General features: G+C 71.1%; 22 protein-coding genes. 17 read left to right on the top strand and 5 right to left on the bottom strand.

Annotation, left to right across the window (positions count from 1 at the left end; all coding sequences use genetic code 11):
- The first annotated feature begins 106 nt into the window (after window positions 1-106).
- The 4 genes from ACFSC0_RS00245 to ACFSC0_RS00230 are packed head-to-tail and all read left to right on the top strand — an operon-like array spanning window position 107 to window position 2,022.
- Window positions 107-757 carry a glutathione S-transferase family protein gene (locus ACFSC0_RS00245; protein ID WP_377281357.1) on the top strand — a complete coding sequence of 217 codons (651 nt, stop codon included), beginning with the start codon at window positions 107-109 and terminating at the stop codon, window positions 755-757.
- A 50-nt stretch (window positions 758-807) separates the two neighbouring features.
- Complete coding sequence (locus ACFSC0_RS00240; RefSeq protein WP_377281358.1) at window positions 808-1,020, top strand: DUF4287 domain-containing protein; 213 nt, start codon at window positions 808-810, stop codon at window positions 1,018-1,020.
- 39 nt (window positions 1,021-1,059) lie between these two features.
- Window positions 1,060-1,497 (top strand): YybH family protein, encoded by a 438-nt coding sequence (locus tag ACFSC0_RS00235; protein WP_377281359.1) that lies wholly within the window; start codon window positions 1,060-1,062, stop codon window positions 1,495-1,497.
- 27 nt (window positions 1,498-1,524) lie between these two features.
- Window positions 1,525-2,022: a GNAT family N-acetyltransferase gene (locus tag ACFSC0_RS00230; protein WP_377281360.1), complete on the top strand. Its 498-nt coding sequence runs from the start codon at window positions 1,525-1,527 to the stop codon at window positions 2,020-2,022.
- A gap of 16 nt (window positions 2,023-2,038) precedes the next feature.
- On the opposite strand, the gene ACFSC0_RS00225 is transcribed toward ACFSC0_RS00230, so the two are convergent.
- Window positions 2,039-3,601 carry a long-chain-fatty-acid--CoA ligase gene (locus tag ACFSC0_RS00225; RefSeq protein WP_377281361.1) on the bottom strand — a complete coding sequence of 521 codons (1,563 nt, stop codon included), beginning with the start codon at window positions 3,599-3,601 and terminating at the stop codon, window positions 2,039-2,041.
- Between the two features lie 133 nt (window positions 3,602-3,734).
- Here ACFSC0_RS00225 and ACFSC0_RS00220 point away from each other — a divergent pair, with 133 nt between their 5' ends.
- The 3 genes from ACFSC0_RS00220 to ACFSC0_RS00210 all read left to right on the top strand — a co-directional run bounded on the left by ACFSC0_RS00220 (window position 3,735) and on the right by ACFSC0_RS00210 (window position 6,571).
- The gene (locus tag ACFSC0_RS00220) at window positions 3,735-4,310 is read left to right on the top strand and encodes a GbsR/MarR family transcriptional regulator (protein ID WP_377281362.1); all 576 of its coding nucleotides are present in this window, start codon (window positions 3,735-3,737) and stop codon (window positions 4,308-4,310) included.
- 69 nt (window positions 4,311-4,379) lie between these two features.
- Entirely contained in the window at window positions 4,380-5,081 is a 702-nt protein-coding gene (locus tag ACFSC0_RS00215; protein ID WP_377281363.1) for a DUF4166 domain-containing protein, read from the top strand.
- Entirely contained in the window at window positions 5,078-6,571 is a 1,494-nt protein-coding gene (locus tag ACFSC0_RS00210) for a TIGR01777 family oxidoreductase (RefSeq protein WP_377281364.1), read from the top strand. The genes ACFSC0_RS00215 and ACFSC0_RS00210 overlap by 4 nt, the downstream gene beginning before the upstream one ends.
- Here ACFSC0_RS00210 and ACFSC0_RS00205 read toward each other — a convergent pair.
- The 3 genes from ACFSC0_RS00205 to gcvA all read right to left on the bottom strand — a co-directional run bounded on the left by ACFSC0_RS00205 (window position 6,553) and on the right by gcvA (window position 8,912).
- Window positions 6,553-7,206, bottom strand: a complete 654-nt coding sequence (locus ACFSC0_RS00205; RefSeq protein WP_377281365.1) for a nucleotide-binding protein — start codon at window positions 7,204-7,206, stop codon at window positions 6,553-6,555. The two genes, ACFSC0_RS00210 and ACFSC0_RS00205, sit on opposite strands and share 19 nt — an antisense overlap.
- A gap of 89 nt (window positions 7,207-7,295) precedes the next feature.
- On the bottom strand, window positions 7,296-7,859 hold the full coding sequence (locus tag ACFSC0_RS00200; protein ID WP_377281366.1) for a putative glycolipid-binding domain-containing protein: 564 nt from the start codon (window positions 7,857-7,859) through the stop codon (window positions 7,296-7,298).
- A 96-nt stretch (window positions 7,860-7,955) separates the two neighbouring features.
- Window positions 7,956-8,912, bottom strand: a complete 957-nt coding sequence (gene gcvA / locus ACFSC0_RS00195; RefSeq protein ID WP_377281367.1) for a transcriptional regulator GcvA — start codon at window positions 8,910-8,912, stop codon at window positions 7,956-7,958.
- Window positions 8,913-9,086: 174 nt separating this feature from the next.
- Between gcvA and cobA the strand changes: the two genes are divergently transcribed.
- The 6 genes from cobA to ACFSC0_RS00165 are packed head-to-tail and all read left to right on the top strand — an operon-like array spanning window position 9,087 to window position 14,029.
- Window positions 9,087-9,932 carry a uroporphyrinogen-III C-methyltransferase gene (gene cobA / locus ACFSC0_RS00190; RefSeq protein ID WP_377281368.1) on the top strand — a complete coding sequence of 282 codons (846 nt, stop codon included), beginning with the start codon at window positions 9,087-9,089 and terminating at the stop codon, window positions 9,930-9,932.
- Window positions 9,929-10,288: a DUF2849 domain-containing protein gene (locus ACFSC0_RS00185; RefSeq protein WP_377281369.1), complete on the top strand. Its 360-nt coding sequence runs from the start codon at window positions 9,929-9,931 to the stop codon at window positions 10,286-10,288. Before cobA ends, ACFSC0_RS00185 begins: the two co-directional genes overlap by 4 nt.
- 8 nt (window positions 10,289-10,296) lie before the next feature.
- Complete coding sequence (locus ACFSC0_RS00180; protein ID WP_377281370.1) at window positions 10,297-11,952, top strand: nitrite/sulfite reductase; 1,656 nt, start codon at window positions 10,297-10,299, stop codon at window positions 11,950-11,952.
- A complete protein-coding gene (locus ACFSC0_RS00175) occupies window positions 11,936-12,445 on the top strand; it encodes a DUF934 domain-containing protein (protein WP_377281371.1) in 510 nt (169 codons plus the stop codon). The genes ACFSC0_RS00180 and ACFSC0_RS00175 overlap by 17 nt, the downstream gene beginning before the upstream one ends.
- Window positions 12,445-13,185, top strand: coding sequence for a phosphoadenylyl-sulfate reductase (locus ACFSC0_RS00170; protein WP_377281372.1), 741 nt, complete (start codon window positions 12,445-12,447; stop codon window positions 13,183-13,185). Before ACFSC0_RS00175 ends, ACFSC0_RS00170 begins: the two co-directional genes overlap by 1 nt.
- A gap of 31 nt (window positions 13,186-13,216) precedes the next feature.
- Window positions 13,217-14,029: a ferredoxin--NADP reductase gene (locus ACFSC0_RS00165; RefSeq protein ID WP_377281373.1), complete on the top strand. Its 813-nt coding sequence runs from the start codon at window positions 13,217-13,219 to the stop codon at window positions 14,027-14,029.
- A gap of 208 nt (window positions 14,030-14,237) precedes the next feature.
- Here ACFSC0_RS00165 and ACFSC0_RS00160 read toward each other — a convergent pair whose 3' ends face one another.
- Entirely contained in the window at window positions 14,238-14,720 is a 483-nt protein-coding gene (locus ACFSC0_RS00160; protein WP_377281374.1) for a 3D domain-containing protein, read from the bottom strand.
- A gap of 153 nt (window positions 14,721-14,873) precedes the next feature.
- Here ACFSC0_RS00160 and ACFSC0_RS00155 point away from each other — a divergent pair, with 153 nt between their 5' ends.
- The 4 genes from ACFSC0_RS00155 to folD all read left to right on the top strand — a co-directional run bounded on the left by ACFSC0_RS00155 (window position 14,874) and on the right by folD (window position 17,944).
- Window positions 14,874-15,494, top strand: a complete 621-nt coding sequence (locus ACFSC0_RS00155) for a glutathione S-transferase family protein (RefSeq protein WP_377355020.1) — start codon at window positions 14,874-14,876, stop codon at window positions 15,492-15,494.
- 9 nt (window positions 15,495-15,503) lie between these two features.
- On the top strand, window positions 15,504-16,511 hold the full coding sequence (locus ACFSC0_RS00150; protein ID WP_377281376.1) for a S1/P1 Nuclease: 1,008 nt from the start codon (window positions 15,504-15,506) through the stop codon (window positions 16,509-16,511).
- Window positions 16,511-16,966 carry an NUDIX domain-containing protein gene (locus ACFSC0_RS00145; RefSeq protein WP_377281377.1) on the top strand — a complete coding sequence of 152 codons (456 nt, stop codon included), beginning with the start codon at window positions 16,511-16,513 and terminating at the stop codon, window positions 16,964-16,966. The genes ACFSC0_RS00150 and ACFSC0_RS00145 overlap by 1 nt, the downstream gene beginning before the upstream one ends.
- An 81-nt stretch (window positions 16,967-17,047) precedes the next feature.
- A complete protein-coding gene (folD, locus tag ACFSC0_RS00140; RefSeq protein ID WP_377281378.1) occupies window positions 17,048-17,944 on the top strand; it encodes a bifunctional methylenetetrahydrofolate dehydrogenase/methenyltetrahydrofolate cyclohydrolase FolD in 897 nt (298 codons plus the stop codon).
- The last annotated feature ends 530 nt before the right edge of the window (window positions 17,945-18,474 follow it).

The following is an 18,474-nucleotide window of genomic DNA, read 5'->3' as shown; positions in this document are numbered from 1 at the left end:
GATAGGCGTGCTGGGGCCCATTGCGAGAACCGAATAAATTCGAACCGCACTGTCGTCCCACCCGCCCGCCGTTCGTCCTCGGGACGTGAAGACCTGGAGAGAGACGATGACCCCCACCATCACCGCCTTCGAACGCTCGCCGGACCGGGGGCGGGGCCTGGCGCGGGACATGCGGGTGCGATGGGCGCTGGAGGAGGTGGGGCGGCCGTACGACGTCCGGCTCGTCTCGTTCGGCGAGATGAAGCAGGCGGCGCACCTGGCGCGCAATCCGTTCGGGCAGATCCCGACCTACGAGGAGGGCGACCTGGCCCTGTTCGAGTCGGGCGCGATCGTGTTCCACATCGCCGAGCGGCATGGGGGCCTGCTGCCGGCGGAGCCGAACGCCCGGTCGCGGGCGGTGATGTGGATGTTCGCCGCCCTCAACACGGTGGAGCCGCCGGTGTTCGACCGCGACCTGGTGCAGATCCTGGAGCGGAAGGAGCCCTGGTACGAGGCGCGGATGCGGGCCCTGGAGGACAGCATCCGCACCCGGCTGGGCGCGCTTTCCCGCCACCTCGGCGAGGCCGACTGGCTCGACGGGGACTTCAGCGCGGGAGACCTGCTGATGGCGACGGTGCTTCGCCGGCTGAACGGATCGGCGCTGCTGGCGGACCACCCGAACATCGCCGCGTACGTGGCCCGCGGCGAAGCGCGGCCGGCGTTCCAGCGGGCCTTCGAGGCGCAGCGGGCGGTCTTCGAGGCCGCGTCGGGCGGCTGACAAGGGCGTCCCGGGCGCAACCGAATAAAGTGAGACAGGAGCAAAGGGCGATGGCTGACGAGCGGATCAAGGGACCGGCCTCCTACTTCCCGTCGATCGAGAAGAAGTACGGCCGCCCTATTTCGGAGTGGCAGGCGCTGGTGCGGACGCGCTACCCGGCGAAGCACATGGAGCTCGTTTCGATGCTCAAGACCGAGCATGGCATGGGACACGGGCACGCCAACGCCATCGTCGCCCACACGCTGGCGGAGGATAAGGTATAGATCCGAGGCCGGCGCAGCCGCCGGGGGGAGGACGAGGCCGTGTTCGCATCCATCGCTTTCGCCGCCGCCCTGGCCCAGGCCGATTGCGAGGCGCTGAAAGGGCAGGCGCGGGCGGCCATCGAGCACGCCAATGGCGATTTCGTCCGCGCCCTGCAGGCGCGCGACGCCGAGGCGATCGCGGCGGCCTATGCGGACGATGGGGTGTTCCTGCTGCCGGACGGCAAGGTGATCGCCGGGCGCGGGGCGGTGCGCGATCTCTACGCCGCGGCGGCGGCGGCCACCCCGCCGGTCCTCTCCGGGGCCATCGAGACCGAGGGCCTGGCCTGCGGCGGGCCGGACCTGCTGTACGAGTGGGGGCGCGGGCGGCTGATGGTCCGCGGCGCCGACGGCGTGGCGGCAGAGCGCGGCGGGCCTTACCTGACGGTCTGGCGCCGGATCGGGACGGAGTGGAAGATCGTCCGCAACCTGGCGTTCTGAACGGCGTAGCGGAAGGACGGGTGCCCCATGGCGGAGACTGAGGCGGCCGGCGTGCGCGTGCGGCCGGCGACGGCGGCCGATGCGCCGGCGCTGGGCAGGCTCGGCGCGCTGCTGGTGGCCGTCCACCACGACTACGATCCCGAGCGGTTCCTGGCGCCCGACACGGCGACGGCGGAGGGCTACGGCCGCTTCCTGGCCGGGCAACTGCGGCGCCCGGAGGTCGTCATGCTGGTCGCCGAGGCGGGCGGGCAGGTGCTGGGCTACAGCTACGCCGCCATCGAGGGGACCGACTACATGACCCTGCGCGGGCCGGCCGGCGCGCTGCACGACCTGCTGGTCGATCCGGCGCACCGCGGGCGCGGCGTGGGCCGGCGGCTGCTGGAGGCCAGCATCGCGGCCCTTGAGGCCCGCGGCGCGCCCCGCATCGTGCTCTCGACCGCCGAGCGCAACGTCGGCGCCCAGAAGCTCTTCGCGGAGGCGGGCTTTCGGCGGACGATGGTCGAGATGACCCGCGAGCTTCCCTGAGCGTGGCGGCCGCGCGCTAGTTGACGCGCCGCTCGCGCCCCTCCCAGAACGGGGCGCGCAGTTCGCGCTTGAGGACCTTGCCGGCGCCCGAGAGGGGCAGGGGCTCGTCCCGGAAGGTGATGCTCCGCGGGCGCTTGTAGTTGGCGATCAACGGCGCGCAGTGGGCGATGAGCTCCTGGGCCTGCGCCGTCTGGCCGGGACGCAGGACGACGACGGCGTGGACCGCCTCGCCCCATGCCTCGTCGGGAATGCCGATGACCGCCACCTGGGCGACGGCCGGGTGGGTGGAGAGGGCGCTCTCGACCTCGGCGGTGAAGACGTTCTCGCCGCCGGTGACGATCATGTCCTTCAGCCGGTCGACGATGTAGACGAAGCCATCCTCGTCCTGCCAGGCGCCGTCGCCGGTGTGGACCCAGCCGTCGCGGATGGCGGCGGCGGTCTGGTCCGGACTGTTCCAGTAGCCGTGCATCATGCCCGGGCCGCGGGCGATCACCTCGCCCACCTGGCCCGGCGCGACATCGGCGCCGTCGGGGCCGACGATGCGCACCTCGCAGCCGGGGGCGGGGCGGCCGGCGGAGGCGAGGCGGCCGGTGAGGGGGCCCTCCAGCACGTGGCAGTCGGGCGGCAGCGCGGTGACGACCGGCGCCATCTCGGTCTGGCCATAGACCTGCACGAAACGGACGTGGGGCAGCTTCTCCAGCGCCTCGGCCAGCACCCCGCGCGAGATGGTCGAGCCGCCGTAGCCGATCACCTGCAGGGACTTCAGCCGCTCGGTGGCGAAGGCCGGGTGCTGCAGCAGCATCGCCACCATGGTGGGCACGATGACGGTGTGGGTGGCGCCCTGGGCCTCGATCTGCGCCATCACCGCCTCGGGCTCGAACCTCGGCACATAGGCGTGGGCCGCGCCGACCATGAAGGCCGACCCGCCCAGGCAGCTGTCGGCCATGTGGAACATCGGGGCGGCATGCAGCACCACGTCGTCGGCCCCGACCTCCAGGACCTTGGTGCAGACCAGGTTGTTGTACCAGAGCGCCCGGTGCGGGATCATCACGCCCTTCGGAAAGCCGGTGGTGCCGCCGGTGTAGTAGAGGCCCGCCAGATCCTCGCCCCCGGCCTCAACGTCCGGCGCCGGGTCATGGCCGCCGATCAGCGCCTCGTAGGCCTGCATGTCCTCGGGCGGGGCGGCGTCGTCCAGCCACACGAGGCGCTGGAGGTCGGGGCAGGCCTCGCGGATCGCCGCGACCTGGCCGGCGAAGGCCTGGTCGACGAAGAGGACCCGCGTGCCGCTGTCGTTCAGCGAGTAGGCGTTCTCCGCGGGCGTCCAGCGGATGTTCATGGGCACGACCACGGCCCCGGCCCACCAGACGGCGAGCAGGAACTCGGAGTAGCGGTCGGAGTTGAGGGCCAGGATCGCCACCCGGTCCCCCCGGCCGACGCCGAGCCCGTGCAGGGCCTGCGCCAGCCTGGCGACCCGATCGCGGGTCTCGCCCCAGGTGCGGGACCGGCCGCCGAACGTGGTCGACGGCGCGCGGGGCCGGCTCTGCGCGGCGCTGTTCAGCATTCCCGTCAGGCCGTACATCGCCGCGTTTCCCGCCCGCGTTCAGTTCGCAGAACGACGGTAGGCGAGGTGCGCGGACAGTCAAGCCGATGTCGCCGGCCCGGCATCGACGAGACAACTTGACTTTGAAGCGGATTGAGCAGACGTTTCTGTCATGACAGAAATTACCGACAACGAGAGACGCCTTCCCCGAGCGGTCGAGCAGTTCGTGCTGCGTTGGGGGGACATGGGCGGGCAGTGGGGCGTGAACCGGTCGGTCGCGCAGATCCATGCGCTGCTCTACCTGTCGGAACGGCCGCTGACGGCCGAGGAGATCGCCGAGACGCTGGGGATCGCCCGGTCGAACGTCTCCAACAGCATCCGCGAACTGATCGGCTGGAAGCTGGTGCGGCGAACGCCCGTGCTGGGCGACCGGCGCGACCATTACGAGGCCGAGGCCGACCTGTGGCAGATGCTGATCCGCATCGCCCAGGGCCGTAAGGAGCGGGAGATCGACCCGATGGTCGAGGCCATCGGCCAGGTGCTGGCCGACGCCGAGGGCGACCCCACCATCAGCCGCGTCGCGCGCACCCGGCTGAACGAGATGCACGCCTTCGTGACGACCATCGACAACTGGTACGCCCAGATGCTGACGGTGCCGCCGAGCACGCTGATGTCGCTGATCAAGCTCGGCTCCAAGGTCGTCAACCTGCTCGGCATGGGCCGGGGCAAGCCGCCCAAACCTGGGTGACGTTTTGCCTGCATGTTTCTCTCGCAACAGAAATAACTGACGAAGATGAAGGGCGGACGGGCGATGGCGATGAGGCGGATCAGGGAGCGGTTGGAGCCTCCGGTCGAGGCGCCGGCCGCACGTTCGGCGCAGGGCGTCCTGCACGATGTGCGGTTCCGCACGCTGCTCGGGGGCGAGGCCTGGGACAGGCTGCCGAAGGCGGTCCGGGCGCGGTTCAGCAAGCGGCTGGGGCCGGGGCTGGCGGTCACCTACGTGGGCGAGATCACCGAGAGCCGCCGGAACTGGGCGGGCCGGCTGCTGGCGCAGGCGTGCCGCCTGATCGGCGGGCCGCTGCCGCTGCACGACCAGATCGGCGCCCCGGCGGTGGTGACGGTCACCGAGGACGCGGCCTGCGGCGGCCAGTTCTGGACCCGGATGTACGGCCAGGCCCGCGGCTTTCCGCAGGTGATCCACAGCAGCAAGCGGTTCGCCGGGCCCACCGGCCTGGAAGAATACCTCGGCTGCGGCTTCGGCATCGCCCTGGACGTGAGCGCCGACGAGGCGGCCATGCGCTTCCACAGCCGCCACTACTTCCTGGCGCTGGGGCGCCTGCGGCTGCGGCTTCCGGCGTGGCTCAGCCCCGGGGACCTGACCATCAGCCACATCGACCGCGGCGACGGGGCCTTCGACTTCGTCCTGGCCCTGCGCCACCCGCTGCTGGGCGAGCTCATCAACCAGACCGGGCTGTTCCGCGAACGGCCGGCCCGGCGCAACGGGGAGACCCGCAGATGACCGATCTGATCTGGGCCCTGGTGTTCGTGCAGGTCGCCCTGGGCGGCTTCGACACCCTCTACCACCACGAGCTGACCGAGCGCCTGGCCTGGCGCCCTTCCCAGTCGCGGGAGCTGCGCCTGCATGGGGTGCGAAACCTGGCCTATGCGGTGATGTTCGCAGCGCTCGGCTGGAGCCGGCCGCAGGGCGGGCTCGCCATCGCGCTGATGATCCTGATGCTGGGGGAGCTGGCGATCACGTTGTGGGACTTCGTGGAGGAGGACCGCACCCGCAAGCTGCCGGCGAGCGAGCGGGTCACCCACACCCTTCTGACGCTGAACTACGGGGTGGTGCTGGCCTTGGTGCTGCCCCTCCTCGGGCAATGGGCGAGGCTGCCGACGGGCCTGGCGGCGGCCTTCTACGGACCGTGGAGCTGGCTCTGCGCCGTCGCCGCCGCTGGCGTGGTCGTGTTCGGAGTGCGCGACCTGGCGGCGGCGCGCCGCGTTCGGCGCATCGCGCCCGCCGAGGCCGCGCCGCTGGCCGTGGCGCTGGGGGCGCGGCGTGCGGTGCTGGTCACCGGCGGCACCGGCTTCATCGGGCGACGGCTCGTCGAGGCCCTGGTGGCCGCGGGCCATGAGGTGACCGTGCTGACCCGCTCGGCGGCGAGCGCCGCCGGCCTGCCGGCCCCGATCCGGATCGTCACCTCGCTGGCGCAGCTCGCCGACGAGACCCGGCTCGATGCGATCGTCAACCTGGCGGGCGAGCCGATCTCCGACGGGATCTGGACGGGCGCCAAGCGGCGCCGGATCCTCCGCTCGCGCCTGCGGGTGACGCGGGACGTCATCAAGCTGATCGCCCGCCTGCGCGAGCGGCCGGACGTCCTGGTCAGCGGCTCGGCGATCGGCTGGTACGGCCTGCAGGAGGACGAGGCGCTGGACGAGACCTCGGCGGGGCGGGACTGCTTCTCGCGCACCCTGTGCCTGCGCTGGGAGCGGGCCGCCACGGCCGCCGAGGCGCTGGGCGTGCGCGTCGTGCGCCTGCGCATCGGGTTGGTCCTGGCGGCCGAGGGCGGGATGCTGTCGCGCATGCTGACGCCGTTCGAGTTCGGCCTCGGCGGGCCCTTCGGGGCGGGCCGCCACTGGATGAGCTGGATCCACCGGGACGACCTGGTGCGCCTGATCGTCCATGCGATGGCGACGCCCTCGATGGCCGGGCCCGTCAACGGCACGGCGCCCGCGCCGGTCCGCAACGGCGCCTTCGCGGCGGCCCTGGGGCGCGCGCTGAACCGTCCGGCCATCCTGCCGGCGCCCGCCGCGCCGCTGCGGCTCGCGCTCGGCGACTTCGCCGAGGAGCTGTTGCTGAGCGGTCAGCGGGTGCTGCCCGCCGCCGCGGCGGCGCATGGCTTCCGCTTCGCCTATCCGCACCTGGACGAGGCGCTGGCGGCCATCGTCGGCGCGCCTGCCGGGCGGGTCACCCCGGCGGCCGCCCCGGTTCAGGCCCGCTTGGCCTGACGGCTCTCGGCCAGGCGGGCGAAGACGTAGTCCCAGAGCTCGGCGACTTCCTTGGCCGCGGCGCGGTCGGAGGTCTCCTCGGCGGAGCGGCCGCGTTCGAGGGCGGTCTGGTAGCTGGCGCGCGAGCGCAGGATCACCGGGGCGACCGGGGCCTGCATGTAGTCGAGGCCCTTGAGGATGCGCTTGACCAGGGGGCTCTCGACGCCCTCGCGGGCGACGGGGGCCTGGTTGAGGATGACCGCGCTGGGCTTGCCGAGGCGGCGCACGATGGAGAGGGTGCGGACCAGGCCGGCCAGGTCCAGCAGGGTGGGGCGGACGACCATGATGGCCAGGTCGGCGAGGACGATGGCCTCGCTGACATCCTCCACCTGGCCGGCCGGGGTGTCGATGACCAGCAGCTGCTTGCCCAGGCCCTCGGCGGCGAACTGCGTGTTGAGCAGGGTGGCGCCGGAGACGACGGCGACCTCTGGGCCGGGGCTCTCGCGGGCCGAGAGCACGTCCTGGGCCGACTTCTGCGGATCGCTGTCGGCCAGCAGGGTGTCGACGCCGCGCAGATGGGCGGCCAGCGCCAGGTGGGTCGCCACCGTCGTCTTGCCCGAGCCCCCCTTGAGGGCGATCACCGCCACCGTTCTCACGTCGCCACCTCGATGCTCTCCGGCCCGGATAACGTCTTAACGGTGAATCTGGCGTGTTCACGGCGCCGTGGCCGCAGAGCGGCGATACGTCACGTGGGCGGAGCGGTCCGCGCGAAGAGGTGCTGGTAGGTCACGACCAGCCCCTGGGCGTCGACGTCCAGATCGGCCTCGAAGCCGGCGGAAAGGCCCAGGTCGACGTAGCGCAGCCGCTCCGGTCCCTGTCGGTCGTAGCGCTGGCGCGACCGGGCGACGGTGAGGGCGGGCGCGTCGATGTAGGCGACATCGAGGGTGAGGCTGGAGCCGGCTGCGCCTGGCGTGCGGCGGATCGGCAAGGTGTTGCAGAATGGCGTGACCGACAGGTCCGGCTCCTCGGCCCCGTCGAGGTCGGAGCGGTGGGCGCCGTCCACCCGCCAGCCGGCGCCGGCGCGCTCGAGCGTGAGGGCGCCGTGGCCGTGGGCGCTCCAGCGCTCGACGGTGACGGAGAGGGCGCGCCAGTCGGGCGTGAGCCGCCAGCGGTGGTCGAGGCGGAAGCCGCCGGCTTCGAGGCAGATGAGGCTGGAGGCGGCGAGGACGGCGTCGGGCGCGAGCGTGAGCTCGAGCCGCTCGAGGCCCTCGACGTCGAGGCGGCGCCAGAAGAGGGTGGTGGTGGTCATGGCGCGCCAGTGTAGCGCGCAAGGGCGCGGCGATCCGGGACCCAGATTCGGCGCGTGGACTCTGGGTCCCGGCTCTTCGGCCGGGATGACGGAGAGCTAGATCCCCGCCCCGGCGTCGAGGTTGCGGAGTTTTTCCTCGTGGTCGGCGGCTTCGGCCTCGATCCAGGAGATGAAGGCCTTGACCTGGGGCAGGCGGCCCTTGGCCTTGGGATGGACGAGGTAGTAGGCGAAGTCGACGGCGGTCTGGTCCTGCAGCGGGGCGACGAGGCGGCCGGCGTCGAGGTCGGCCTGGGCCAGGGTGCGCTTGGCGAGCGCCACGCCGCGGCCGTTGGCGGCGGCCTCGATGACCAGGCTGGACTGGTTGAAGCGGGGCCCTCGCGTGCCGTCGACGCCCTTCACGCCGCGGGCGGCGAGCCACATCGTCCAGTCGGGGCAGCTGTCGTCGGGTTCCGGCGAGCCGTCGTGCAGCAGCACGTGGCGGGCCAGGTCCGAGGGCTGGAGGATCGGGTTGGCGGCGACGAGCTCTGGGCTGGCGACCGGGATCACGGTCTCGCTCATCAGCCGGCGGACCTCCATGCCCGGATAGCGGCCGGCGCCGTAGCGGATGGCCAGGTCCACCTCGCCGGCGGTGAGGTCGACGAGATCGATGCCGGCGGAAAGCCAGACGTCGACCTGCGGGTGGGCGTCCTCGAACTTGCCGAGCCTGGGCACCAGCCACTTGGCGGCGAAGGAGGGGGCGGCGGTCAGCGTCAGCCGGCGTCCGTCCACGGCGGCGGTGAGCAGGGAGGCGGCCTCGGCCAGCCGGTCGAAGGCCTCGCGCAGGGCGGGCAGGGCGGTCTGGGCCGCGTCGGTGAGCAGCAGGCCCTTCGGCGTGCGCTTGAAGAGCGCGGCGCCCACATAGTCCTCCAGGTTCTGGATCTGCTGGGAGACCGCGCCCGGGGTGACGGACAGCTCGTCGGCGGCCCGGCTGAAGTTCAGGTGCCGTGCGGCGGCCTCGAACGCCCGGAGCGCGTTGAGCGGCGGAAGACGGCGTCTCTCGACGGATCGTTCCATAAGTTTTGCTGACAGCCCCGGCAGAAGTCCTTGGGTTGCGAAGTGGCCCCTCGCGTCCCAGTTTGCAAGCGTCCGGAGGTGTCTCGGCCCTTTTCACCTACGGACACGGCGGGGCGGACGAGGAGTCCGCCCCGCACTGAGTTTTAACATGCCGGTGTTAGAGAAGCTAAACCCATGACGACGCATCGCTCTTCAAGGCCGCCGAGGGCCGGACGCCTCGTCGTCCTGGGGCGGGGCCAGCGCGCCCGCAAGGCCGGGCGCGTGTGGCTGGTCGGCGCCGGACCCGGCGATCCAGAGCTTCTGACGCTGAAGGCGCTGAAGGCGCTGCAGATGGCCGACGTGGTGGTCCACGACGGGCTGGTCTCCGACGAGGTGCTGGACATGGCGCCCGCGAAGGCCCGCCGGATCAGCGTGGCCAAGCGCAAATCGCGCCACTCCTACGCCCAGGACGAGATCAACCGGATGCTGGTCGCCTTCGCCCGCGAGGGGCTGGAGGTGGTGCGGCTGAAGGGCGGGGACCCGTTCATCTTCGGCCGCGGCGGCGAGGAGCTGGAGGCCTGCCGCGAGGCGGGCGTCGAGTGCCACGTCGTGCCCGGCGTGACCGCGGCCCTGGCGGCGAGCGCCTCGGCCGGCGCGCCGCTGACGCACCGCGGATCGGCCCAGGCGGTGACCTTCGTCACCGGCCATGCGGCCAAGGGCGAGGAGCCGGACCTGGACTGGGAAGCGCTCGCCAAGGCCAACCAGACCGTCGTGATCTACATGGGCCTGTCCACCGCCGCCGGAATCGCCGCGCGGCTGATGGCGGCCGGGCGCGCGGGCTCGACCCCGGCGCTGATCGTCGAGAACGCCAGCCGCGGCGACGAGCGGCGGATCGCCACCACGCTGGCCGAGCTGGCCGGCGCGGCCGAGGGCCTGAGCGGTCCCGCGCTGCTGGTGGTGGGCGAGGCGATGGCGCTGGCCAAGGCGGGCGGGGCGCCCGCGGCCGTGCAGCCGTTGAAAGTGCAGGGAGTCTCCGAATGAAGGCGTTGACCGCCAACCGGCTGATCGACGGCGAGGTCGTCTTCTGGAAGGCCGGCCAGTGGGTCGAGCGGTTCGCCGACGTCGAGCTGTTCGACGATGACGCCGCCGCCGAGGCGGCCGAGGCCCACGCCAAGTCGCAGCCGACCGTCGTGGTCGATCCCTACCTGATCGACCTGGTGGAGACCGAAGGGGTGTGGATCCCCGTCGCCTACCGCGAGCGGCTGCGGGCCCTGGGCCCGACCAACCACATCGAACACGGCAAGCAGGCCGAGGGCGGCAAGGTGGTCGAGGCCCTGCAGCACGCCCACACCGCGGCCCGCTCGGCCGGCCGCATCAACCTGATCAAGCGCAAGTGAGGGCGGGGATGTACCGCTACGACACCATCGACAAGGAATTCGTCGCCGACCGGGCGGCGGAGTTCCGCGAACAGGTCGGCCGGCGCCTGGCCGGCGAGATCACCGAGGACCAGTTCAAGCCGATCCGGCTGATGAACGGCCTCTATCTGCAGCTGCACGCCTACATGCTGCGGATCGCAATCCCTTATGGGACGCTGAATTCCACCAAGCTGCGCAAGCTGGCCTACATCGCCCGCACCTACGACCGCGGCTACGGCCACTTCACGACGCGGACCAACCTGCAGCTCCACTGGATCAAGCTGCGGGACGCGCCGGACATCCTGGAGCATCTGGCCGAGGTCGAGATGCACTCGATGCAGACCTCCGGCAACGTCATCCGCAACATCACCGCCGACCCGTACGCCGGGGCGACCGCCGACGAGCTGGACGACCCGCGGGTGTGGTCCGAGGTGATCCGCCAGTGGTCGACCCTGCACCCGGAATTCTCGTTCCTGCCGCGGAAGTTCAAGATCGCGGTGACCGCCGCGGCCAAGGACCGGACGGCGACGCGGGTCTACGACATCGGCCTGGCCATGCGCCGCGGCCGCGACGGGCAGCTCGGCTTCGAGGTGATGGTCGGCGGCGGCCTGGGCCGCACGCCCTACCTGGGCCCGACGATCCGCGAATTCCTGCCGACCCGGCACCTGCTGTCGTACCTGGAGGCGATCCTGCGGGTCTACAACCGGGCCGGCCGGCGCGATAACCCGTGGAAGGCGCGGATCAAGATCCTGGTCGCCCAGCTGGGCGCCGAGGAGTTCGCCCGCCAGGTCGAGGCCGAGTGGGAGAAGTCGGACCACGCCAAGGTCGACCTGCCGGACACCGAGCTGGCCCGCATCCGCGCCAGCTTCGCCCAGAGCTTCGAGACCCTGCCGGCGCGCAGCGAGGCCTTCGAGGCGCTGAAGGCGTCCGATCCGGCCTTCGCCCGCTGGACGCGGCACAATCTGCATCCGCACAAGGCGCCGGGCTACGCCATCGTCGACGTCTCGCTGAAGACGCCGGGCCTGACGCCGGGCGACTGCTCCAGCGAGCAGATGGACCTGGTGGCCGACCTGGCCGAGCGCTACTCGCTCGACGAGATCCGGGTGAACTACCAGCAGAACCTGATCCTGCCGCACGTGAAGCTGGACGACGTGCCCGAGGTCTGGGCGCAACTGAGGGCCGCGGGCCTGGCGACGCCGAACATGGACCTGGTCAGCGACATCATCGCCTGCCCGGGGCTGGACTACTGCACCCTGGCCAACGCCCGGGCGATCCCGGTCGCCCAGCAGATCGCCGCCCGCTTCGCCGACGAGGAGCGGGCCGAGGCGATCGGCGAGCTGAAGATCAAGATCAGCGGCTGCATCAACGCCTGCGGCCACCACCACGTGGGCCACATCGGCATCCTGGGCGTCGATAAGAAGGGCGAGGAGTTCTACCAGGTCACCCTGGGGGGCTCGGGCGCCGAGGACGCGACCCTGGGGACCATCCTGGGGCCCGCCCTGCCGTACGAAAAGGTCGCCGAGGCCGTCGAGCAGATGGTCGAGGTCTACCTGCGCGAACGCAAGGAGGGCGAGCGGTTCCTCGACACCTTCCGGCGCACCGGCGTCGCGCCGTTCAAGGAGGCCGTCTATGCCGACGTACATTAAGCAGACGCAGGCCGGGCTGGCCCTGGTGGAGGATCCCTTCACCGTGGTCGAGGACGACGATCAGTACCTGCCGCCGGGCGACGTCATCATCTCGCTGACGAGGTTCCAGTCCGACGGCGACCGGCTGCTGTCGGAAGGCCGGGCGGTCGGCGTCAGGGTCCAGTCGGACGAGACCGTCGAGAGCCTGGCCTACGACCTGCCGCGGCTGTCGGTGGTGGCGCTGGTGTTCCCCAAGTTCCGCGACGGGCGGCCCTACTCCAACGCCCGGCTGCTGCGTGAACGCTACAACTTCGAGGGCGAGGTGAGGGCGGTGGGCGATGTGCTGCGCGAGCAGGCGCAGTTCATGCTCCGCTGCGGCATCGACGCCTTCGAGCCGGCCGACGGCTCCACCCCGGAAGCCTGGGCGCATGCGGCCGGACGCTTCCGGCACGTCTATCAGCGCGCCGCCGACGACCGGGTCCCGGCCTTCGAGTTGCGTGCGGAGAAACAGTGATGGCTTACGACACCCTGGATCGCCCCAAGTCCCTGGCCGCCCGGCTCGACGCCGAGCTGCGCCACGCCCATCCGACGACCGTCATCGAGGCGGCGGTGGAGCAGTTCGGCGACAAGCTGGCCCTGGTCTCCTCGTTCGGCGCGGAATCGGCGGTGCTGCTGCACCTGGCGGCGCAGGTGAAGAAGGACATCCCGGTCCTGTTCCTGGAAACCGGCATGCTGTTCGGCCAGACGCTGGACTATCGCAAGACGCTGGCGGCGCACCTCGGCCTGACCGACGTGCGCGACCTGCGGCCCCACTACCAGGACCTGGCCACGGCCGATCCGAAGAACGATCTTTGGAAGACCGACACCGACGCCTGCTGCCACATCCGCAAGGTGCTGCCGCTGGACCGGGCGATCGCCGACTTCGACGCCTGGATCACCGGCCGCAAGCGGTTCCACGGCGGCGACCGGCTTTCCCTGCCGGTCGTCGAGCAGGCGGACGGCAAGGTGAAGTTCAATCCCCTGGCCAACTGGGGCAAGGCCGAGCTCGACGCCTATGCGGCCGAGCACCAGCTGCCGGCCCACCCGCTGGTGGCGCAAGGCTTCCCCTCGATCGGCTGCTGGCCGTGCACCCAACCGGTGGAAGAGGGCGAAGACGTGCGCGCCGGCCGCTGGAAGGGCTTGGATAAGACCGAATGCGGCATACATGTCGCCCGCGCGCCGGGCGCCGTCGTGAACCTGGGCGGCGACATCTAGGTCGCCCACCAAGAGAGCAGATTACCTCCCCATGACCGATGTCACCGTGGCCGCGCCGGCCGTCAAAAAGGCCGGGGCCTTCTTCGTCGAGACCGTCACCTGGGTCCAGCACTGGACCGAGAGCCTGTTCTCGTTCCGCACGACCCGGGATCCGTCCCTGCGGTTCTCGTCCGGCCAGTTCGTGATGGTCGGCCTGGAGGTGGAGGGCAAGCCGCTGGTGCGCGCCTATTCCATCGCCTCGCCCGCCTGGCACGAGGAGCTGGAGTTCTACTCGATCAAGGTGCCGGACGGCCCGCTGACCTCGCGCCTGCAGAAGATCAAGGTGGGCGACCAGGTGCTGATCGGCCGCAAGCCGACCGGCACCCTGGTGCTGGACGGCCTCCGCCCCGGCAAGCGGCTCTACATGCTGGGCACCGGCACGGGCCTGGCCCCCTGGCTGTCGCTGGCCCGGGACCCGGAGGTCTACGAGCGCTTCGACGAGGTGATCGTCACCCACACGGTGCGCGAGATCGCCGACCTCAACTACCGCGAGCTGCTGGAGACCGAGCTGCCGAACGACGAGATCCTCGGCGAGCTGATCGGCGGCAAGCTGCGCTACTACCCGACGGTGACCCGCGAGCCGTTCAAGACCAACGGCCGGATCACCGACCTGATCACCTCGGGCAAGCTGTTCGAGGACCTCGGCGTGCCGGCCCTGGACCCGAAGGTCGACCGGCTGATGCTCTGCGGCGGCCCTTCGGTGCTGGCGGACCTGAAGCAGATCCTGCTCGACCGCGGCTACGAGGAAGGCAGCGTCGCCAGCCCCGGCGACTTCGTCCTCGAGAAGGCGTTCGTCGAGAGCTGATCGCTCATAAACTCCGCTCATCCCGGCGAAGGCCGGGACCCAGATCTTTCAGATTTGGCTGGAAGGGCGCGGCGCTTGTGGAGCCCGCATCTGAGCCCGCCATTCTGGGTCCCGGCCTCCGCCGGGATGAGCGGGTTTTATATCGCCCCACAAACGAAAAGCCCCTCCGCTGGGGGAGGGGCTGGTCGGTCAGGCTCTCTTGCCCGGCCTACTTCGGCGGGCAGCCCTTGAACTGGCCGACCTTGGTGACCGTCAGGCGGGAGAGGTTCAGCGGCATCATCGGCTTCATCGAGCCCTTGCCGTTGCCCGTGTAGAGGTCGATCCGCTCGCCCTTGATCGCGCCGCCGACGTCGGAGGCGTACCAGTAGCCGTCGTGCTTGGAGCCGTCCGGCATCGGCAGGCCGACGGTCTCCTTGATGAACAGGACCGTGCGGCGCGGGATCAGGTTCTTGTCGATGGCGGCCGTGCGCATGGCCACGACCTTGCAGCCCAGGCTGTCGAGCGCGCCGACCCCCTTGGCGCCCGCATGATAGAGCGTCGCCTTCAGCTTGTAGCCCGGGGAGCCCGGCGCCGAGCCGGTCAGGGCCGAAACAATCAGGTCGCCAATGGGATCGCTCGGCGCGGCGTGCGCGTTGGAAGCAATGGCGATGAGGGGGATGGCGGCTGCCAGGGCGGCGAGGCGGCGTCGCATGGACGGCGTCTCCTTCGTCGTTGAACTGGTAGTTACATTTCGTAACGGTCGCAGGCCTTGAGGACAACCCTCAAAGGTTAGCGTCGCTTGTCTGCGCGACACTATGGCCCACGACCTGATGGTCCTTTCAGAAAGCCTGGGCTTTACCCACCGATGTTCGACCAGTACGGGCCGAGTCGGGAGGGACGGCTCATGCTCATTTATGGCGATCTCGTGTCAGGCAACTGCCTGAAGGTGAAGTGGACCGCAGACTATCTGGGCCGGCCCTACGAGTGGGTTGACGTGGATGTTTTACAGAACGCTACCCGCACCCCCGATTTCCTGGCGCTGAACCCGGCCGGGCAGGTCCCGACGGTGGTCCTGGACGACGGGCGCCCGCTGGCCCAGTCGAACGCCATCATCCTGCACCTGGCGGAAGGCTCGGACCTGATCCCGGCCGACGCCTACCAGCGGGCCAAGATGCTGGAGTGGATGTTCTGGGAGCAGTACAGCCACGAGCCGGCGATCGCCGTCGCCCGGTTCTTCGTGAAATACCTCGGAAGGCCGATCGCCGAGCTGGACGCGAAGCTGGTGACCCGCGGCGACGCGGCGCTGAAGCTGATGGACGAGGCGCTGGAAAGGGGCGGGTTCCTCGCCGGGCCGCTCAGTCTCGCCGACGTCGCACTGGTCGCCTATACGAGGTGGGCCCACGAGGGCGGCTTCGATCTCTCCCGGTATCCCAGCGTGCAGGCGTGGATCGGCCGGGTCGAGGCGGGCCTTCACATCACCGATTAGGAGCCGAGGTTGGCCCGCCTTTCCATCGCCGCGCTGGCGGCCGTTCTGACGTTGACCGCGCCGCAGGCGGCGCTCGCCTGGGGGAACACCGGCCACCGGCTGGCGGGCATCGCCGCCATGCAGGCGCTGCCAGGCGAGCTGCCGAGCTTCCTGCGCCGGTCGGCCGCCGCCGAGGACGTGGGCGAGCTGTCGCGCGAGCAGGACCGCACCAAGGGCTCGGGCAAGGTCCACGACCACAACCGCGACCCGGCCCACTTCGTGGACATCGACGAGGCGGGCAAGGTGCTGGGCGGGCCGGCCTTCGCCCCCATGCCGGCCACGCGGGCCGACTACGAGACGGCGCTGCGGGCCCACGGCCTGGACTCCTGGAAGGCCGGCTACCTGCAGTTCGCCATCGTCGACGGCGTGCAGCACCTGACCAAGGATTTCGGCTACTGGCGGGTGCTGCTGGCGGCGGAGAAGCGGGCCTGGGGGCCCAAGCGGGCCTGGCTGGCCGCCGACCGGCGCCGGCGCGAGGCGCTGATCCTGCAGAGCATCGGCCACCTGTCGCACTATGTGACCGACGGCGCCCAGCCGCTGCACGCCAGCGTGCACTACAACGGCTGGGGGGATTATCCGAACCCCAAGGGCTACACGACGGCGCGGATCCATGGGCCGTTCGAGGGCGAGCTGGTGGTGAGCGGGGTGACGCTGGGCGGCATCAAGGGGCGGATGAGCCCCTTCCGCTCGTGCAACTGCCCCATCGAGCAGCGGACCGTGGACTATCTGCTGGCCTCGGCGGCGCAGGTGGAGCCGCTCTACGAGCTGGAGAAGGCGGGCGGGATCAAGCCGGGCGATCCGCGGGGGATCGACTTCGCAACCCGCCGGCTCGGCGTCGGGGCCTCCGAGCTTCGGGACCTGATCGTCGAAGCCTGGCGGGCGAGCGCGAACGCCGAGGTGGGCTGGAAGCCGGTGAAGGTCTCCGACGTCGAGGCGGGCCGGGTGGACCCCTACGACGCCCTGCGCGGGGCGGACTGATGGCCGTCCCCCAGTTCGGGGAGCCGGAGGCGGGCCGCGCGCACCGGGACCGGCCGGCCGCATTCGGCATCGCCGTCGACGACGGCAAGATCGCCCTCGTGCGGGTCGAGAAGCCCGGCCACGCCCCCTGGCTCGACCTGCCGGGCGGGGCGCTCGATCCCGGCGAGGACGAGGCCCAGGCGCTGGTCCGCGAGTTCGGCGAGGAGACCGGGCTGGCGATCGAGGCCGGGGCGCGGTTCGCGGCGGCCGACCAGTACTTCGTGAACACCGACGGCGAGGCGTTCAACAACCGGGCCGGGTTCTGGACGGTGGCGGCGTTCTCCGAGGCGGCCGGGCTGAAGATCGAGGACGACCACACGCTCGTCTGGCTCGATCCCCATGACGCCCTCAAACGCCTGCGCCACGACGCCCACGCCTGGGCGGTGGCGGCGTGGTTGCGGCGGGTGGCGCGCTGACGGTTTACCCCGCGGTTCCGTTGCACGCGCGCCGATCGGGAGCTAAGGGGGCGCCTTCCCTTGAACGAAGGCGGAATCGCGATGGCTGAGGCGCGGATCATCGACGGCAGGCCGATCGCCGAGCAGCTGCAGGCGCAGGTGGCCGCCGAGGTGGCGCAGCTGAAGGCCGAGCATGGCCTGACGCCCGGGCTGGCGGTGGTGCTGGTGGGCGAGGATCCCGCCAGCCAGATCTACGTCCGCTCGAAGGGTGAGAAGTCGCTGGCGGCCGGGATGCATTCGGTGACCCACCGGCTGCCGGAGCAGACCACCCAGGAGGCGCTGCTGGCGCTGGTCGCCGAACTCAACGCCGATCCGGCGATCCACGGCATCCTGGTGCAGCTGCCGCTGCCCAAGCACCTGGACCAGGGGCCGGTGATCGCGGCCATCGACCCGGCCAAGGACGTGGACGGGCTGACGACGATCAACGCCGGGCTGCTGGCCAGCGGCCTGCCGGCCCTGACGCCCTGCACGCCGCTGGGCTGCATGATCATGCTGCGCGAGACGCTGGGGAGCCTGTCGGGCCTGCGGGCCGTGGTGGTGGGCCGCTCGGTGCTGGTGGGCCGGCCGATCGCCCAGCTGCTGCTGCAGGCCGACTGCACGGTGACCATCGCCCACTCGCGCACCAAGGACCTGCCGGCGGTCTGCCGCGAGGCGGACATCCTGGTGGCCGCCGCCGGCCAGCCGCAGATGGTGAAGGCCGACTGGATCAAGGCGGGCGCGACGGTGATCGACGTCGGCATCAACCGCGTGCCGTTCCGCGACCCGGTGAAGGCCGCCGCCGGCAAGACCAAGGTGGTCGGCGACGTGGACTACAAGTCCGCCGCCAAGGTGGCCGGCGCGATAACCCCGGTGCCGGGCGGGGTCGGGCTCATGACGGTGGCGTGCCTGCTCAAGAACACCGTCACCGCCGCGAAGCGGATCCACGGGATCGAGGGGTAAGCCTTCCTCCCCTGCGAAGCGGGGGAGGGGGACCGCTCGCCGAAGCCGGCGGATGCCGGCTGGAGAGCGAGTGGGGGAGGGGGCGAGCCGCCTGCTCCGCAGAGTGGGAAGTGCAGATTGGAGCGATCCGCTGCGCCGCGCCTGTGGCTTGCCCTTTCCACCACCCGCTCTTCGCTCCGCTCGGCGGGCGGTCCCCCTTTCCCATGAATGGGAAAGGAAAGAGCTCGTCGGGGAGGCCGCGTGCGGACACCTCGGCTTGGATCTCATGGCGGCGAGGATGCCTGCCTGATCTGATCACTCAAGGACCGGCCGGAGGGCGGCCGCGGAGCGGCGGCGCCGGAGGCGCCGTCCTTGACTGATCAGATCAGGCAGGCTCGCATCTGCCGTGAGATCTATGGCGGGGAGGGCGGAGCGCCCTCCCAACTCATCCACCCCACATCCGTTATCGCCGGGCTTGTCCCGGCGGCCCAGCCCGTTGCGGCGGGAGCGGGCTCATCGGGATGGGTGGCCGGGACGAGCCCGGCCATGAC

Source organism: Phenylobacterium terrae, from assembly GCF_042681205.1.
Lineage (GTDB): Bacteria > Pseudomonadota > Alphaproteobacteria > Caulobacterales > Caulobacteraceae > Phenylobacterium > Phenylobacterium terrae.
The sequence above is the reverse complement of the archived record's forward strand: the minus strand, read 5'-3'. Positions and strand labels throughout refer to the sequence as shown.

Coding starts and splice junctions, on each gene's coding strand:
- ACFSC0_RS00160 (WP_377281374.1), bottom strand. CDS start 14,720: ATGCGACGCCGCCTCGCCGCCCTGGCAGCCGCCATCCCCCTCATCGCC.
- folD (WP_377281378.1), top strand. CDS start 17,048: ATGGCTGAGGCGCGGATCATCGACGGCAGGCCGATCGCCGAGCAGCTG.
- ACFSC0_RS00180 (WP_377281370.1), top strand. CDS start 10,297: ATGTACCGCTACGACACCATCGACAAGGAATTCGTCGCCGACCGGGCG.
- ACFSC0_RS00240 (WP_377281358.1), top strand. CDS start 808: ATGGCTGACGAGCGGATCAAGGGACCGGCCTCCTACTTCCCGTCGATC.
- gcvA (WP_377281367.1), bottom strand. CDS start 8,912: ATGGAACGATCCGTCGAGAGACGCCGTCTTCCGCCGCTCAACGCGCTC.
- ACFSC0_RS00230 (WP_377281360.1), top strand. CDS start 1,525: ATGGCGGAGACTGAGGCGGCCGGCGTGCGCGTGCGGCCGGCGACGGCG.
- ACFSC0_RS00170 (WP_377281372.1), top strand. CDS start 12,445: ATGGCTTACGACACCCTGGATCGCCCCAAGTCCCTGGCCGCCCGGCTC.
- cobA (WP_377281368.1), top strand. CDS start 9,087: ATGACGACGCATCGCTCTTCAAGGCCGCCGAGGGCCGGACGCCTCGTC.
- ACFSC0_RS00185 (WP_377281369.1), top strand. CDS start 9,929: ATGAAGGCGTTGACCGCCAACCGGCTGATCGACGGCGAGGTCGTCTTC.
- ACFSC0_RS00145 (WP_377281377.1), top strand. CDS start 16,511: ATGGCCGTCCCCCAGTTCGGGGAGCCGGAGGCGGGCCGCGCGCACCGG.
- ACFSC0_RS00210 (WP_377281364.1), top strand. CDS start 5,078: ATGACCGATCTGATCTGGGCCCTGGTGTTCGTGCAGGTCGCCCTGGGC.
- ACFSC0_RS00165 (WP_377281373.1), top strand. CDS start 13,217: ATGACCGATGTCACCGTGGCCGCGCCGGCCGTCAAAAAGGCCGGGGCC.
- ACFSC0_RS00215 (WP_377281363.1), top strand. CDS start 4,380: ATGAGGCGGATCAGGGAGCGGTTGGAGCCTCCGGTCGAGGCGCCGGCC.
- ACFSC0_RS00225 (WP_377281361.1), bottom strand. CDS start 3,601: ATGTACGGCCTGACGGGAATGCTGAACAGCGCCGCGCAGAGCCGGCCC.
- ACFSC0_RS00200 (WP_377281366.1), bottom strand. CDS start 7,859: ATGACCACCACCACCCTCTTCTGGCGCCGCCTCGACGTCGAGGGCCTC.
- ACFSC0_RS00220 (WP_377281362.1), top strand. CDS start 3,735: ATGACAGAAATTACCGACAACGAGAGACGCCTTCCCCGAGCGGTCGAG.
- ACFSC0_RS00155 (WP_377355020.1), top strand. CDS start 14,874: ATGTTCGACCAGTACGGGCCGAGTCGGGAGGGACGGCTCATGCTCATT.
- ACFSC0_RS00245 (WP_377281357.1), top strand. CDS start 107: ATGACCCCCACCATCACCGCCTTCGAACGCTCGCCGGACCGGGGGCGG.
- ACFSC0_RS00175 (WP_377281371.1), top strand. CDS start 11,936: ATGCCGACGTACATTAAGCAGACGCAGGCCGGGCTGGCCCTGGTGGAG.